This is a genomic window from Glutamicibacter sp. BS14, from assembly GCF_056934375.1.
Map to the genome: position 1 here is coordinate 2,064,896 of NZ_CM167801.1, position 15,466 is coordinate 2,080,361.

At 59.5% G+C, this 15,466-nt stretch carries 11 protein-coding genes; 8 read left to right on the plus strand and 3 right to left on the minus strand.

The features are described 5' to 3' along the window. Positions 1 to 42 precede the first annotated feature (42 nt). The 4 genes from AC1Z36_RS09795 to AC1Z36_RS09810 all read left to right on the plus strand — a co-directional run bounded on the left by AC1Z36_RS09795 (position 43) and on the right by AC1Z36_RS09810 (position 4,919). A complete protein-coding gene (locus tag AC1Z36_RS09795) occupies positions 43 to 1,005 on the plus strand; it encodes a proteasome assembly chaperone family protein (RefSeq protein WP_105656771.1) in 963 nt (320 codons plus the stop codon). Further along, positions 1,002 to 2,264, plus strand: coding sequence for an MFS transporter (locus AC1Z36_RS09800; protein WP_105656770.1), 1,263 nt, complete (start codon positions 1,002 to 1,004; stop codon positions 2,262 to 2,264). Before AC1Z36_RS09795 ends, AC1Z36_RS09800 begins: the two co-directional genes overlap by 4 nt. Before the next feature lie 85 nt (positions 2,265 to 2,349). Beyond that, complete coding sequence (locus AC1Z36_RS09805; protein WP_105656769.1) at positions 2,350 to 3,453, plus strand: DUF4192 family protein; 1,104 nt, start codon at positions 2,350 to 2,352, stop codon at positions 3,451 to 3,453. Between the two features lie 254 nt (positions 3,454 to 3,707). Beyond that, positions 3,708 to 4,919 carry an RNA polymerase sigma factor gene (locus tag AC1Z36_RS09810; RefSeq protein WP_105656768.1) on the plus strand — a complete coding sequence of 404 codons (1,212 nt, stop codon included), beginning with the start codon at positions 3,708 to 3,710 and terminating at the stop codon, positions 4,917 to 4,919. Positions 4,920 to 5,044: 125 nt separating this feature from the next. Here AC1Z36_RS09810 and AC1Z36_RS09815 read toward each other — a convergent pair whose 3' ends face one another. After that, positions 5,045 to 5,269: a DUF7455 domain-containing protein gene (locus tag AC1Z36_RS09815; protein ID WP_105656767.1), complete on the minus strand. Its 225-nt coding sequence runs from the start codon at positions 5,267 to 5,269 to the stop codon at positions 5,045 to 5,047. A 221-nt stretch (positions 5,270 to 5,490) separates the two neighbouring features. Between AC1Z36_RS09815 and AC1Z36_RS09820 the strand changes: the two genes are divergently transcribed. Then, complete coding sequence (locus AC1Z36_RS09820; protein ID WP_105656859.1) at positions 5,491 to 7,599, plus strand: DNA gyrase/topoisomerase IV subunit B; 2,109 nt, start codon at positions 5,491 to 5,493, stop codon at positions 7,597 to 7,599. Positions 7,600 to 7,669: 70 nt separating this feature from the next. On the opposite strand, the gene AC1Z36_RS09825 is transcribed toward AC1Z36_RS09820, so the two are convergent. After that, a complete protein-coding gene (locus AC1Z36_RS09825) occupies positions 7,670 to 8,632 on the minus strand; it encodes a M56 family metallopeptidase (protein ID WP_105656766.1) in 963 nt (320 codons plus the stop codon). 23 nt (positions 8,633 to 8,655) lie between these two features. Beyond that, positions 8,656 to 9,027: a BlaI/MecI/CopY family transcriptional regulator gene (locus AC1Z36_RS09830; protein WP_066144398.1), complete on the minus strand. Its 372-nt coding sequence runs from the start codon at positions 9,025 to 9,027 to the stop codon at positions 8,656 to 8,658. A gap of 397 nt (positions 9,028 to 9,424) precedes the next feature. On the opposite strand from AC1Z36_RS09830, the gene AC1Z36_RS09835 reads away from it, so the two are divergent. Genes AC1Z36_RS09835 through cydC form a run of 3 tightly spaced genes read left to right on the plus strand, consistent with a single transcriptional unit; the run spans position 9,425 to position 15,430 of the window. Beyond that, positions 9,425 to 11,023: a cytochrome ubiquinol oxidase subunit I gene (locus AC1Z36_RS09835; RefSeq protein WP_105656765.1), complete on the plus strand. Its 1,599-nt coding sequence runs from the start codon at positions 9,425 to 9,427 to the stop codon at positions 11,021 to 11,023. A 24-nt stretch (positions 11,024 to 11,047) separates the two neighbouring features. Further along, positions 11,048 to 12,073, plus strand: a complete 1,026-nt coding sequence (cydB, locus tag AC1Z36_RS09840; RefSeq protein ID WP_483561237.1) for a cytochrome d ubiquinol oxidase subunit II — start codon at positions 11,048 to 11,050, stop codon at positions 12,071 to 12,073. Between the two features lie 27 nt (positions 12,074 to 12,100). Next, complete coding sequence (gene cydC / locus AC1Z36_RS09845; RefSeq protein ID WP_483561238.1) at positions 12,101 to 15,430, plus strand: thiol reductant ABC exporter subunit CydC; 3,330 nt, start codon at positions 12,101 to 12,103, stop codon at positions 15,428 to 15,430. The last annotated feature ends 36 nt before the right edge of the window (positions 15,431 to 15,466 follow it).

Consider the following 15,466-nt stretch of genomic DNA (forward strand, 5'->3'; position numbering starts at 1 on the left):
CCGCTCCCGCTTTGCCGGATGCCGACCCTGAATGAGGAGAAAATGTCCAAGGAATCGTTGATGACGCTGGTCGCAGACGACTTGGATGACTCGCGCCTTCAAGGTCTTGGCATGTTCGTCTCGCTGAAGAGCATCAGCGATGCCGGGCATAACCATTCGCAGGTCTCCAACGAGCTTTTCGGACGCCTCGACTCGGAGCTCTTCGCCACTTTCGACGCCGATGAGCTGATCGCCTACACCTCCCAGCGCCCGCGGGTCTCTTTCCTGGGTGACCACTTCGCTGGATACCAGGCTCCACGCATGGAGATCTACCTGATGACCGATGAGATGGACCGCAAGTTCTGGTTCCTCACCGGTGTAGAACCCGACTTGAAGTGGGAACGCGTGATCGCGGAACTGCATTCCTTCATTGAAGCCTTCAACGTATCGCTGGTTGTGGGGACCGCATCGTTGCCGATGCCGGTGCCGCATACCCGCCCGGTAGGCGTTACCGCACATGGAAACCGCAAGGATCTGATCGAGAACATCTCGACGTGGAGCCCTACGGTGGAATCGCCAGCAGGTCTGGCCTCGCTGCTCGAAATTCGCCTGAGCGAAGCTGGCCGTGATGTCGTGGGATACTCCCTGCACACCCCGCACTACCTCGCCGAATCCGAGTACCCGGCCGTTGCCGTTGCGACGCTGGAATACGTAGGAGCGGCACTGAAGCTGGCTTTGCCAACGGACAAGCTGCGTGAGGCAGGTCGACTGGTCGACCAGCAGCTAGCCGAACAGCTTGAAACCAATAGCGATGTTCGCCAAATGGTCGACGGATTCGAAGAACGGTTCGATGCGCATGCCAAAGAGCATGAACCGCGCTCGCTGTTGCTGGATGAAGACGAGCAGATGGCGGATGCCGAGGAATTGGGCGCCAGCGCCGAGCATTTCCTTGCGGCCATTGAGAGCACTGAAGATTGGTTGAAAAACGGTCACATCGAACCGTTGCCAGGTGATCACGACCAGTGAGCCAGGCCCATCTGAATTCACCAAAGTCGTGGGTTGTCTTCGGCTTCGCAATTCTTGCCTACATTTCTGCAATTTCGCAGCGCACCAGCTTCGGCGTCGCTGGCATCCAAGCCACCGAACGATTTGATGCCAGCGCGCAGATTTTGGCGACCTTCTCCGTCGTGCAGCTGGTTGTCTATGCCGGCGCGCAGGTGCCCGTAGGGCTGCTGCTGGATAAATTCGGTCCGCGCATCCTGATTACCTGCGGCGCCCTGCTGATGGCCGCAGGTCAAGCGTTCCTTGCGATTTCAGTCAACGTCCCCATGGGGTTGGCCGGGCGCGTCATGGTTGGCATGGGCGATGCGATGGTCTTCGTATCGGTGCTCAAGCTGTTGCCCCTATGGTTCTCCGGCTCGCGAATCCCGGTGCTGACCCAGCTCACCGGTACCTTCGGCCAGCTCGGCCAGCTCATCAGCCTCTTTCCTTTCCATATGATCTTGCTGGGCGTCGGCTGGTCCGCGGCGTTCTCGGTCATGTCCGGTTTCGCTTTTGCCACCTTCATCACCACGATCGCTTTCGTGCGCAATGGCAGGACCTGGGAAGGGTCCGGCCAGGGGGAGCAGGAGACCGGCTCGCGGATCGCCCGGGCCTGGAAACAGCCAGGAACCCGTTTGGGGTTCTGGACCCACTTCTCCACGGCATTCATGATCAACACCTTCATGATGACCTGGGGCTATCCTTTCCTTGTCGAAGGCCAAGGCATAGACGGTGCGCTGGCATCGGGCTTGATGGCGGTGTTCGTTGTCGTTTCCATCGTGGTGGGACCGATCCTCGGCGCCCTGACCTCGCGCCATGCCAGCCAGCGTTCCAACTTTGCCCTGGGCATTGTCGGCTCAATCCTGGTGATGTGGGCAGTCGTCCTATTCTGGCCAGGGCAGGCCCCGCTATGGATTCTGGTGCTATTGATGATCGCCATTGCCGCCGGTGGCCCGGCCTCCGTAATCGGCTTCGACTTCGCCCGAACGTTCAACCCGCCGCAGGTGCTGGGAACGGCCACCGGCCTGGTGAACACCGGCGGGTTCATAGGTGCCTTTGTCACGATCTACGTCATCGGATTCATCATGGACATGCTGTATAAGGCCAACGGCTCGGTGGGCGAGCTCTACAATCTTCAGGCCTTCCGCGTGGCCCTGTCAGTCCAGTTCGCCATGGCATTGCTCGGTATGGTGTTCATGGTCGTTGAACGCCGCAAGGCACGCCGCTTCCTCGCCGAGCAGTAAGCCCGCACCGGGGCGATCCGAAAGGTTCTCCACAGCTCGCAGCCTCTGACCTCATGCGCCAAGCGCAGCGTTGCACCGTGGAGCCATGACAACTACACCGGAACGCCACCCTCTCTCGCTGTCCAGTTGCGAGGACATCTTGGCGTATGTGCCCCATGCCCTAGGTTTCTATCCTCAGAATTCGGCCGTGCTGATGCTGATAGACGAGGACCATCTGGAAGCGACCTTGCGAGTTGATCTGCCCGAGGAAAACACGGCTGCAGAGCTTGGGACGTGGACCGCGCAGCTGCTGAGTCTGCTAGAACGAATGCCCCATATCCAAGGGGTGGTTCTGGTGGTCTATGCGCCCGAAGGAACGTCGGCCGGCTCCGGTATTCCCTACGCGGATCTGGTCGCGCAGCTAGAGCAGGGGCTGACAAGCAAAAAGGTCTTGCTGCGTCACAGCTGGTGCCGGCAGGATCGTGTGGTCTGGAACTACGCGACCGATGATTACGCAGAGCCGACGCCCGTGCGCCCGGTGGAAACGAACGAAACGCATTTGTCGTTGGTCTTCGCCGGGTCGGCTCCGTTGGATATTCCATGGGACGGTAGCGGAATCCCGCAATGGCCGCAGGCTGCTGAGATCCTGAAGATCATCTCGAATCAGCAGCACAACGTCGTCAACTGCTTGGAAGCGTGGCTGCAGACCATGGACCTAGCTGAGCCAGAAGCCCGGGCCTGGATTCACGATGAGCATGAGCATGCCGCATTGCTACTGGGTTCCTTGGAAGTGAAAATCGTGCGTGACCTTCTTCCGTACCTGGCTGGTCAAGGACTTGAAGCATCACTGGATGTGCTGTTCGGCGTGATGCGCGGGGATCGCGAAGCTGCCGCCGCGCCGTTGACCAACTATTTGCTGGGACGTGGTTGGCATGCTCCGGACTGGCAGAGGATTGACCGGTTGTGGCTGGTCGCCAGAGACCTGCTCGGCGTTGCTGAAGGCAACGCGCGGCAGGCCCTGCTGTGCATTCTTGCGTGGATCGAGTGGGCGCGAGGCAGGGGATCCATGGCGTTGTGCCTGTTGGGGCGAGCGGTCGAGGAAAACCCGAATTACGAGCTGGCCAGGCTGCTGCAAAAGCTGATGTCCCATGGAATCATGCCAGAATGGGCGACCGACCAATTGCGGGCATGGCGTGCTAGTTTCAGTTGAGCAGCAACAGCCGGAGTGTCTCAAGTGGTGTCCTGGTGGCAATTCATGGATAATGGGACAACAGACCCGGTTAGGTTCGAATTGCCTATGTCTTGAAATCTCCGGATTTCGGGAACATTAGGCGGGCTTGATGCGTTGATATCAATGTGCCAGCCCTCGGTGTTTAGTCAATGATTAAACGCCATCGGACTTGACAGGGTCATAGTGGTGTTACCGGCAGGTGCATCCGGAACGCATCGTTAGAAAGGTTATTCGTGTCATCTTCTGAGACGAACGCTAATCGCAAAGCAACTGAGGCCGAGGTTGAAGCGGCCGAGGTCGAGGCAGCCGCCCCTGCAGCGAAGAAGCGCGCTACCAAGGCCAAGCCTCGGACTAAAAAGGTCGCTGCTGAAACTGCAGTGCAAGACGAATCAACCGGAGCGTCGGCTGACGCCGATGACGATGTTGAGCAAGGCACCGATTCGAAGGACTCGAAGTCTGACGATGATTCGAAGGGCTTCACCCTTTCAACCGGTGACGATGATGCTCCACAGCAGCAGGTCATGGTCGCTGGAGCGACCGCTGACCCAGTCAAGGATTACCTGAAGCAGATCGGCAAGGTCGCGCTGCTGAACGCTGAGCAGGAAGTTGACTTGGCTCTGCGCATCGAAGCGGGCCTGTTCGCAACTGACAAGTTGGAAAAGGACGACGGCTCGATGGACCAGCGCTTGCGCTGGGACTATGAGCAGATCATCCACGACGGCAAGATCGCCAAGAACCACTTGCTGGAAGCCAACCTTCGCCTCGTAGTTTCGCTGGCCAAGCGCTACACCGGCCGCGGCATGCTGTTCCTGGACCTGATCCAGGAAGGCAACCTTGGCCTGATCCGTGCAGTGGAGAAATTCGACTACACCAAGGGCTTCAAGTTCTCGACCTACGCCACCTGGTGGATCCGCCAGGCAATTACCCGTGCCATGGCTGACCAGGCACGTACCATTCGTATTCCAGTGCACATGGTTGAAGTCATCAACAAGCTGGCACGTGTCCAGCGCCAGATGCTCCAGGACCTGGGCCGCGAACCAACCCCAGAAGAGCTGGCCAAGGAATTGGACATGACCCCTGAAAAGGTTGTCGAAGTCCAGAAGTATGGTCGCGAACCAATTTCCTTGCACACCCCATTGGGTGAAGACGGCGACTCCGAATTCGGTGACCTCATTGAAGACTCGGAAGCAGTAGTCCCAGCCGATGCAGTTTCGTTCACCTTGTTGCAGGAGCAGCTCCACTCGGTGCTCGACACGCTCTCAGAGCGTGAAGCAGGCGTGGTGGCCATGCGCTTCGGCCTGACCGATGGCCAGCCTAAGACCTTGGATGAAATCGGCAAGGTCTACGGTGTGACTCGTGAACGCATTCGCCAGATCGAGTCCAAGACGATGTCCAAGCTTCGTCACCCATCGCGTTCCCAGGTACTGCGCGATTACCTAGACTAAGAATCTGAGGATGTGGCCAGTAGTTCATTCATTGAACTGCTGGCCACATTTTTATTTGCCGTTAATGCAAGAAGAAGGTGACCCAGAATTGGGTCACCTTCTCGAATTAGTGGCTGGCAACGAGTTTAGTCGTTGGCGTCCACCTTGGGCTTTTCATAGAGTCGCGAGGACTCATCCTGCCAGACCGAAGTCTGCGGACGCAGTTTCGGTTCTACATCGCGGGCATGGTGAGCGCAGAAGAGCAACTCACCGCCTGTCGAAGCCAGCACGGCTCGCACGTAGGCCTGTGCGCCGCAGCGGTCGCACCGGTCGAGGGCGTTCAGTTCACGACTAGCGGTCGTAGTAGTCATTGCCAGCCTCCTAAAGTTGATGGTTACTCTATACAACCAGCTTGGGCTCCGACTTTATCCCGATTTGCCTGTTCTTTCGCTCACCGCGTAGCGCATGTGGATAAGGTCATAGGAGACCGGCGTGCTGGGCAGCACCGGAAAATAGCGGGTATTCGAACACATTAACGATTAGAATATGGAATAAGACGTACTTTCTCATGCAAGTAGGAGACAACAGCTCAGTGGCTTCATCCGACAATTACAGCGCCCGGCACCTTTCGGTCTTGGAAGGCCTGGAAGCGGTTCGTAAGCGCCCAGGCATGTACATCGGCTCCACCGACTCCCGTGGCTTGATGCATTGCCTCTGGGAGATCATCGATAACTCAGTTGACGAAGCGCTGGGCGGTTTCGGCCAGGCAATTGACGTCATCTTGCACTCTGACGGCTCCGTTGAAGTCCAGGATGACGGCCGCGGCATTCCTGTCGATGTTGAACCCAAGACAGGCTTGAGCGGTTTGGAAGTTGTCTTCACCAAGCTGCACGCTGGCGGCAAGTTCGGTGGTGGCTCCTACAGTGCTTCGGGCGGTCTGCACGGCGTGGGCGCCTCGGTCGTCAACGCCTTGTCGGCCCGTTTGGACGTCGAAGTTGACCGCGGCGGCAAGACCTACGGCCTGCAGTTCCGTCGTGGAGAGCCAGGCAAATTTACCGATAAGGGCCGCAAGAAAGCGGACGCTTCTTTCAAGGCTCATGAGACGGCGACGGCTCCGGGCGTTATCGGCAAAGCCAAGCGGGGCGTGACTGGAACGCGCATTCGCTACTGGGCGGATAACCATATCTTCACCCCGGATGCGAAGTTCTCCTATAAGGATTTGCAGGATCGAGCGCGCCAGACCTCCTTCTTGGTTCCTGGGTTGCGCATCACCCTGCGCGATGAACGTGGATTACCGGATACCCCGGGTGCGGACGGGCCTCATGAGGAAGTGTTCCAGCATGATGGCGGCATCAGCGAGTTCGTCGACTATCTGAGCAGCGACTCGCCGGTCACGGACATCTGGCGTTTCCATGGCAGCGGATCGTTCCATGAAAAGGTTCCGGTCATCGATGGCAGTGGTCGCAGCCATATTGAAGATGTGCAGCGTGTCTGCGAAGTTGACGTCGCGGTGCGTTGGGGAATCGGCTACGAAACCTCGCTGCGCAGCTTCGTGAATATCATTGCGACCCCCAAGGGCGGTACGCATACTGCCGGCTTCGAACAGGCCATGCTCAAGTCCTTCCGCAAGAACGTGGAGGCCAATGCGCGGAAGCTCAAGTTCGGCCAGAAGGACAAGCTGGAGAAGGACGACGTGCTGGCGGGCATGACTGCCGTGCTGACCGTCCGACTGGCAGAGCCGCAGTTCGAAGGGCAGACCAAGGAAATTTTGGGTACACCGCAGGTGCGCCAGATTGTTTCCAAGGTGCTGGAGAAGGCACTCAACGACCGACTGGGATCCAATAAGCGCAACGAGAAGGCTGAAGCGTCCACGCTGCTGGAGAAGGTCGTCAACGAGATGAAATCTCGCGTGTCGGCACGTATGCACAAGGAAACCCAGCGTCGCAAGACCGCTTTGGAGTCTTCTTCGCTGCCAACCAAACTGCTCGATTGCCGCAGCAAGGAAGTTGGAAAGTCTGAACTGTTCATCGTCGAGGGCGACAGCGCATTGGGCACTGCCCGTCTCGCGCGCTCCAGCGAGTACCAGGCGCTGCTGCCAATTCGAGGCAAGATCCTCAACGTGCAAAAAGCCTCGATTTCGGACATGCTCTCGAACGCGGAGTGCGCAGCGATGATCCAGGTGATTGGGGCCGGTTCGGGGCGCAGCTTCGACATTGAGCAAGCCCGATACGGCAAGATCATCTTGATGACTGATGCTGATGTTGACGGTGCGCACATTCGGACATTGCTGTTGACGTTGTTCTATCGCTACATGCGTCCCATGATCGAGCACGGTCGCGTCTATGCAGCGGTTCCGCCGCTGCACCGCATTGAGGTGATCAATCCGGGGTCGAAGCAGAATGAGGTTATCTACACCTACTCTGAGGCGGAAATGACCAAGCTGCTGGCCAACTTGGAGAAGGAAGGCCGACGCTACAAGGAGCCGATCCAGCGCTATAAGGGCCTAGGCGAAATGGACGCGGACCAGCTGGCTGAAACCACCATGGACCTGCGTCATCGTATGCTGCGCCGTGTCGGCATCGAGCATGCGCAGGCAGCCGAGGAGGTCTTTGATCTGCTGATGGGCTCCGACGTAGCGCCTCGCAAGAAGTTCATTATCGACGGCGCCGACGATCTTGAACGAGATCGTATCGACGTCTAGAGCAATGCAAACGGCGAAGTCCCTGGCCCTAACGGGGTCCAGGGACTTCGCTGTTTGCGCCAAGAGAGTGCTACCAGTCCAGCAACCGCGGTGCGATGAGCAGGACTGTCGGGCAGATCAGCAACATGATGGTGCTCAGGAGCACTAGTGCGCGCTGCGGGCGGCCCAGCGGATCCTGCGGGGAGAGCAAGCGTTGCAGCCGGCGGGAGGAGACTTCACCATCTGGCATGCCAACTAGGCCGGCACTGGACGAATGATTCTTTGACGACGAATCATCCATTGCTGCGGCGGTGGCGACAGTGACAATGGCTTTGAGCAAAGTGTGCCTATTGACCTTTTCCAGTGCTTTGTCGTCGGCGAGCATTTCTATCAGTTGGCGCACTGCGTCGAGGGCAAGGCGTGAAGTCGGTAGCCAAGGCAATGCTTCGTGCCACGCCGTGAATGCCAGGATCAGCAGATCATGCCGTTGATCCAAATGGGAGCGTTCATGGGCAATAACCGCCTGTTGCTCTTCGGCAGAGAGCTGGGTGAGCAATCCGCGCGATAGCACGGTCACCGATTGCGAAATCCCCGGCACGCAATATGCAACAGGCATGTCGTGATCAATCACTAGGGTATTTGGCCGCGTCTGGGACGGGTTGCTCAAGAGGCGCAGCAGATGCCGGTGCTTGGCTCGTTGGCGAGAGATGCGCCAAGCCGCTCGTATGAGGGTTAATACCAGGTGAAATCCGAAGAGCAGTGCTGCGCTCAAGGCGAACAGGTGCACTTCGCCGGGGTCGGGCACACTGGGATCTCCCATTATCAGGAGCCAGCCGCCATGAAGCGCGGAGATGAGGTCATCGCCCAATGGGGCCAAGCCCCAGACAAGCATCGAGCCGATCATGGAAAGTCCACCGCCTAATGCGATGGCTTGCCAAAGGAGTACCGCTTGCACTGGTGAGCGGGCGGTCCATTTAGCCTTGGATAAAGCCAACGGCGTCGGCCACGCCAATGCGATAGCCAACGCCGCTAGGAAATATGAGGTGAGAAGCACTCAGTCCCCGAAGTTCTTCTAAATTATGCGGACTTTACTGAGTCCAAGATAGCACGCAGGGATGCTGCCTCGTCGGGGGAGATGCCTCCGATGAATCGTGCCAGGACTGCTTCACGGTCCTGGGCGGTGCCCAGGGCGTCGTTGAGCAGTCCAACGGTGTGATCCTCACGGGAGGATGAAGCTGCGTACCGGTGAGGGCGGGTAGTGCGCTCGCGCTCTACCAAACCCTTCTTTTCGAGACGGGCTAGCACAGTCAGCACCGTAGTGACTGCGAGTTCTTTCGCGTCGGTGCCAAGCGCCGCCAAATCATCACGAAGGTCATTCGCGGTGAGTGGTTCTGCAGAATCCCACAGAAGATCCATGACGGAGCGTTCCAGATCGCCAAGGCTGGCCACTAGGTCGTACCTCACTTGCATTAGTTTTGACGCGGTTGCTTGACTCATGGAGTGCAAGCACACTGCTTGGGTTCTTAATTGTAGCCATCTTTCCACAATATTTCTACGGCATGTAAAAGAGAGGGGTGAGTACATGCTTTACCCGTTTCGCAATGAGGTGCGAGAATGTCGCGGGTGAAACTTGTTGACTTGGGTTTTTTAAGAACCGTAGACACAACCCTGTCAATAGGCTTAGTATTTGCGCCCACGTGCGCACTGGCGAAGTTTCCAGTTTCTGAAATTGCTTATCGTCTCGATTTCTACACGCTGTCGAAATCGTCTATGGTGGCCTTGGAGAACTTTTCTACGGAACGTAGAAAAGTGATTGAACTTCGATCCCACGATAGTTGAGGAATCCATGGATGCTCTAGAGATTGCCCGCTGGCAATTCGGCATTACGACGGTCTACCACTTCCTGATGGTGCCCCTGACCATTGGACTAGGCCTGACCGTGGCCACGCTGCAAACCATGTGGCATCGCACCGGCAACGAGCACTGGCTGCGAATGACAAAATTCTGGGGCAAGCTTTTCCTGATCAACTTCATCATGGGCATCGCCACGGGCATTGTCCAAGAGTTCCAGTTCGGCATGGCTTGGAGCGAATACAGCCGCTATGTAGGGGACGTATTCGGAGCGCCGTTGGCCATGGAAGCACTGCTGGCCTTTTTCGTAGAATCTACATTCCTGGGGCTCTGGATCTTCGGCTGGAAGAAGCTTCCCAAACGCGTGCACCTGGCAACCATCTGGTGCGCATCCCTGGCAACGATCTTTTCCGCCTACTTCATCCTTGTTGCGAACTCATGGATGCAGCACCCGGTTGGAACGAAAATAGTTGACGGCCGAGCCGTGATGACCGACGCATGGGCGGTGTTCACCAACAACACGGCGCTAGTGACGTTCCCGCACACTATTTTCGGTGCCTTCGCCGTTGCCGGCGGCTTCCTGCTGGGCATCTCATGGTTCCATCTCTACCGCCGACGCAAAGAAGGCATCGACTCGGTGGATGCCAACGGATATGTTGTCGTGGGCGAAGATCCCAGCCGCGGTAAAAGCCGTGACAAGGTGGACTACCAAGTCTGGATCAAGTCCCTGCGCATCGGCGCCGCGGTAGCAATGGTCGCGTTCCTCGGTGTGGCACTGAGCGGGCACGAACAAGCAAAGCTCATGTTCGAGCAGCAGCCGATGAAAATGGCTGCTGCGGAGGCAGCTTGCCACGATGGAACAGGCTTCTCGGTGCTGTCCTTGGGAGATATCACCGCCAAGGGTTCAACCAACTGCGACAACGTCGTAGCGGTCTTCGAAATCCCGGGCATTCTCTCGTATCTGGCCAATGGGGATTTCACCACCGAAATCAAGGGCGTGAACACGCTGATTCCGGAATACCAGGAAAAATACGGCAAGTACTATCCGAACGATGAATCCTTCGGCAAGTACGCAGGCCAGGAAATCAACTACTTGCCAGTGATGGAAGTGACCTACTGGGGCTTCCGCTTGATGATCACCCTCGGCGGGCTCTCGGCATTGGCTGCTGGCGTTGCGCTATGGATCACTCGCAAGGGCACCGTCCCAGAAAACAAATGGCTCTCGCGCCTTGCCCTGCTAGGCATTGCCGCACCCTTCGGCGCAAACGCCACTGGCTGGATTTTCACCGAAATGGGCCGGCAGCCATTCACTGTAGTCCCCAACCCGCAGATGGGTGGCGTGGACCAGGTGTTCATGTACACCGCAGCATCGGTCTCTCCGACAGTGAGCGCAGGAGAACTGCTCTTCTCGCTGATCGCGCTCACGACAATCTACGGTGTGCTGCTGGTCGTGGAACTGGTGCTGCTCAGCCGCTACATTCGTGGCGGCGTGGCATCGGCAATGCCGGAGCTTGAACCGTCAGATCATTCACCAGCGGACGGCCCCTCGGACCCGGACAACGATGACGACGACGTACTGGCCTTCGCCTACTAGCGGCACGGACTAAGGAGAACATCAATGGATTGGCTTCCAACACTTTGGTTCATTGTGATCGCGCTGCTCTGGTGCGGCTATCTCTTCCTCGAAGGCTTTGACCTCGGGGTGGGCATGCTCATCGGTCTCGGCCGTTCCACCGAGAAGCGCAAACGGCTCTTGCTCAATACCATCGGCCCGGTCTGGGATGGCAATGAGGTATGGCTGCTGACCGCCGGCGGTGCGACCTTCGCAGCGTTTCCGCACTGGTACGCCTCGCTGTTCTCGGCCCTCTACATTCCGCTGACCTTTGTCCTGCTGGCGTTGATTTTCCGTGCCGTTGCCATTGAGTACCGAGGCAAGGCGATCACCGCAGCAACCCGGAAAGCTTGGGACCTGGCCTTGGGAATCGGATCGCTGGTGGCCGCCTTCGGTATCGGTGCCATGCTGGCATTGACCACCTTGGGTCTGCCTTTGAACGAGAACGGCGACCGAATCGGAGGGGCCTTCGCGTGGCTGAACTGGCATGCCGTCCTCGGCGGCGCAGCAGTGGTGGCGTTCTGCTGGATCCATGCGTTGGCATTCCTGCGGTTGAAAACCGACGGAAAAGTCCGCCATGAAGCAGGAAAGCTCGTAGGCCGCTGGCTGCCGCTAGCAATCCTGCCCTTAGTTGCGTGGGTCCTGCTGGTGCTGCTGGACAACGATTCCACCATCGCCTGGGCGGTGTTGGGCCTGGCAGCGGTCTGCCTGGCCATTTCGATAGCCAGCGGCCGCGCTGGGCGCGAGGGACTCTCCTTCATCGCCCTGGGCGCCACCTTGCTCGCCGGGGTCGCAGCGATCTTCACCGCCGCTTACCCGGTAGTGCTGCCATCGACCATCGACCCGGCCTTCGACCTGACCGTGGCTAACGCGTCCAGCACTGCCTACACCCTGAAGCTCATGAGCGTCGTGGCCGCCTTCGGCGTGCCAATGGTCCTGGCGTACCAGGCCTGGAGCTACTGGGTCTTCCGCAAGCGCTTGCGCGAAGAGCACATTCCAGAAACTCATCGAGTCGTCTCCATCATCAAGTAACCGCATTTCCGAGGGAAAGAAGTAGTAATGCCAGCCCCGCGATTCCTGCCGCGTGAACTGATCACGCCACGACAATTCCTGGTTTTGGCGCTGTTCTCCGCGCTCAAAGTCGTCGGGCTGGTATTCGTCGCCTACGCGCTGGGCCAATGGATCGCCACCATGGCCGATGGAGGGGCCAATGAATCGCACCTGCTGATCCTGGCGCTGGCCGGCGCCGCGCTTCGAGCGCTCAGCGCATGGGGATTGAACGCCGGCGCCCGCCGCATGGGCCTGGGCGCGAAGGAACGGCTACGGCTGAACCTGGTGCGCAGGCAAGCCGCGCAACCGGCCATCGTCCCCGCGGCGGAACAGCATTCCATACCGGTCACCGCCACCTTGGCCAGCCATGGCCTTGAGAAGCTCGATGACTACTTCACCAAATTCATTCCTGCGCTCATCGGCGCCCTGGCCGTCCCGCTACTGCTTGGCCTCTACATTCTGCAGCTGGACTGGATCAGCGCAGTGGTGCTGCTCCTGACGATCCCGCTGGTGCCGGTGTTCATGGCATTGATCGGCATGCACACCCAGGACACCCTCAACGAATCCCAAGCCACCTTGGATCGGCTTGCCCACCAGCTCTACGAACTCGCCCAGGGCTTGCCCGCACTGCTGGGCTTGGGCCGGGCACGGGCGCACGGCAGCGCCATCGCCGCCGTCAGCAGCAAATACCGGGCGGCCACCATGGCCAACCTGAAAACCGTATTCATGTCCAGCTTCTGGCTGGAACTGATCGCAACCCTTTCGGTGGCGGTACTCGCGGTGATGATCGGCGTGAGACTGGTCAGCGGGAATATGGATCTCGCCGCCGGGCTGATAATCCTCATTCTGGCACCCGAGCTGTTCTCGGCACTGCGCGAAGTGGGCTCTGCCTACCATGCGGCCGATGACGGGCTGGCTGCCTACCAGAAGTACACAGCCATCACCGCTGCCACCCCGGTCCATCAGCTTCGTGCCAGCACGGCCAGGAACGCAGATAGCGTCCTGGACGTCGCGGACCTGCGGATCAGCTACGATGGCATGCATCCAATCCACCAAGCCGTGAATATTCAGTTGCGCGCGGGGGAGCGCCTGGTATTGTCCACTGCCAGCGGTTCGGGCAAGAGCACGCTGCTCAAGCTGATCGCCGAGGCGCACAGCAGCGACAACACCTTCGATCCGGCCTTGGCCACCGGGCGGGTCTTCATAGCCGGCCAGCTTGCAGTGATTAGCCAGCATCCGCAATTCAACGCAGCAACCGGCAACGGGCAACTGGACCAGGACGCCCCCGCGGCATCGGCTGAACTGCGCCGAGAGCTCAGCTCCCGGCTATCGATGGAGTCCATGCTCGAGCGCCCGATCGGTGAATATTCACCCGGCGAGCTGCGCCGCCTGGAAGTGCTGCGCGCGTTGCTGCGGGTTCACAGCGACGACCACTGCACCGTGCTGCTGGCCGATGAGCCTACCGCGCACCTCGATGAGCGCAACGCCCAGCAAGTACGCGAACTGCTGAGTGGACTTCCAGCCCGCTGCGCGATGCTGGTCGCCAGCCACGACCCCGCCTTCGGGCAGGACGAACGTGCGGGCAGCATAGCGCATGGTGCTGGCCCTGCCCACCGTGAAGAATCCGCAGGCAACCGGTCGCGAGCCACCGCGGCAACGCAGCCTGGCGCCACTGGCCAACGGCCGGTGAAGTCCAAGTTCACCCCGATGCGCGACTTGCTTGCCGGGTACAAAGCTGCCCCCAAGGGCGTGCTCTGGGGGACAGTCAGCGTGCTATACGCCGTGGCGCTCGCGGCCCTGAGCGGTTGGCTGATCGTTGAAGCCAGCTACCAGCCTCCCATCTTGCACCTGACCGTAGCCTTCGCGATGGTCCGAGGCCTGGGAATCGGACGAGCTGCCTTCCGCTACCTGGAACAGCTCGCGATTCACGACGCGGTGCTGGCCTATGCCTCGGATTTGCGCGAGAAGATGTGGAACGCGATGGTGGCCAACCCCGCACAGTGGGGCTTGCTGACCCGTTCCTCGGTCATCCTGCGATTCTTGCTGGCCGAGGTCGATGAACTGCGCGACCTATTGGCCCGGGTGCTGTTCCCGCCGCTGCAGGCAATCGTAGTGTGGGTTGCAGCAGCAACGGCCTTGTACTTCATCCAGCCCGAATTCGGATATCTGGCCCTCGGTGCGCTGCTGGTGCTGGTCTTCCCGGTGCGTTGGCTTGTGCAGCGCATTGAAGGCGAACACCTCGTGCATCAGCTCAGCCACCGGATGCAGATGAACCAGAGCGTGCTGGGCATCTTGCGGCACAAGTCCGCACTGCGCAGCAATCAGGCCATGGAACGGACCATTGGCCGGTTCCAGGACGCCGAAGCACGCAATACGCAGCGCGCTCGCCGGCATGCCCTGGGCCAAGGCAGCGCCACGGCCCTGGCCACGTTGACCAGCGTATTGCTTGCCATTGCCATCACCGCGCTATCGCACAGCAGCGCATCGTTTACGGCACTGGCCGTGCTCCTGGGCCTGGCCTTGGGGGAGAGCGCTGGCAATGCCCTGCTGGCGGTGCAGCAGGGGCGGGCGCTGAAGGTACTGTCATCGAGGCTGGAAGAACGCGGCATGCAAAGCCACGGCGCACGAGCAGCGCAGCACAACCCGCCGGTGAAGCAAAGCAGGATCGCCGGCTTCGATGCGCAAGCGCTGAGCCTCGGGTACGAGCAGGGAACGCCAGTTCTGGAGAATCTGAACGCCCGCATCCCGGCAGGGCAATGGACGGCCATTACCGGTCCATCGGGTTCTGGCAAATCGACGTTGCTCACCGCGTTGCTGGGCGCGTTGCCAGCGCAATCGGGCAAGTTGAAGGGCATCGATGCCCGCGGGAACCTGCTGGATCTAGAGCAGGCAGACCTGTCATCGGTTGCCTGGTGCCCGCAAGAGGCGCACCTCTTCGACTCCTCGATTCGCCGGAACCTGATGCTGGGCGTCACTGAAGGCCAGCTGCGCAGCGATGCGCAGCTGGAAGAAGTGCTGGAGCAAGTCGGGCTGTCGGACTGGTTGGCAACACAGCCAGAAGGCCTCGAGGCACGCATCGGTTCCGGCGGGCACCAGCTCTCCGGCGGTCAGCGGTGCAAGCTCGCCGTGGCCCGTGCCATGGTGGGCGGCCACCAGATCATCTTGCTTGATGAACCGACTGCCCATCTGGGGGTGGATGAAGCCCAGGACCTGCTTTCCACCTTGCATCTCGCCCTTGCCGGACGAACCGTCGTCTTGATCACCCATGACCAGATGCTTGCCGGGCAGTGCACCCACCGCATTGAACTGGGAAGCCATAAGCCCAGGGTCAGCGCATAGGACTGCGGCGTCGCTTCCACCCACGGATAGGAGGTG

Bases quoted from the DNA above. Each gene is read 5' to 3' on its own strand.
- AC1Z36_RS09795 (WP_105656771.1), top strand. From the start codon at position 43: ATGTCCAAGGAATCGTTGATGACGCTGGTCGCAGACGACTTGGATGAC.
- AC1Z36_RS09805 (WP_105656769.1), top strand. From the start codon at position 2,350: ATGACAACTACACCGGAACGCCACCCTCTCTCGCTGTCCAGTTGCGAG.
- AC1Z36_RS09815 (WP_105656767.1), bottom strand. From the start codon at position 5,269: ATGACTACTACGACCGCTAGTCGTGAACTGAACGCCCTCGACCGGTGC.
- AC1Z36_RS09835 (WP_105656765.1), top strand. From the start codon at position 9,425: ATGGATGCTCTAGAGATTGCCCGCTGGCAATTCGGCATTACGACGGTC.
- cydB (WP_483561237.1), top strand. From the start codon at position 11,048: ATGGATTGGCTTCCAACACTTTGGTTCATTGTGATCGCGCTGCTCTGG.
- cydC (WP_483561238.1), top strand. From the start codon at position 12,101: ATGCCAGCCCCGCGATTCCTGCCGCGTGAACTGATCACGCCACGACAA.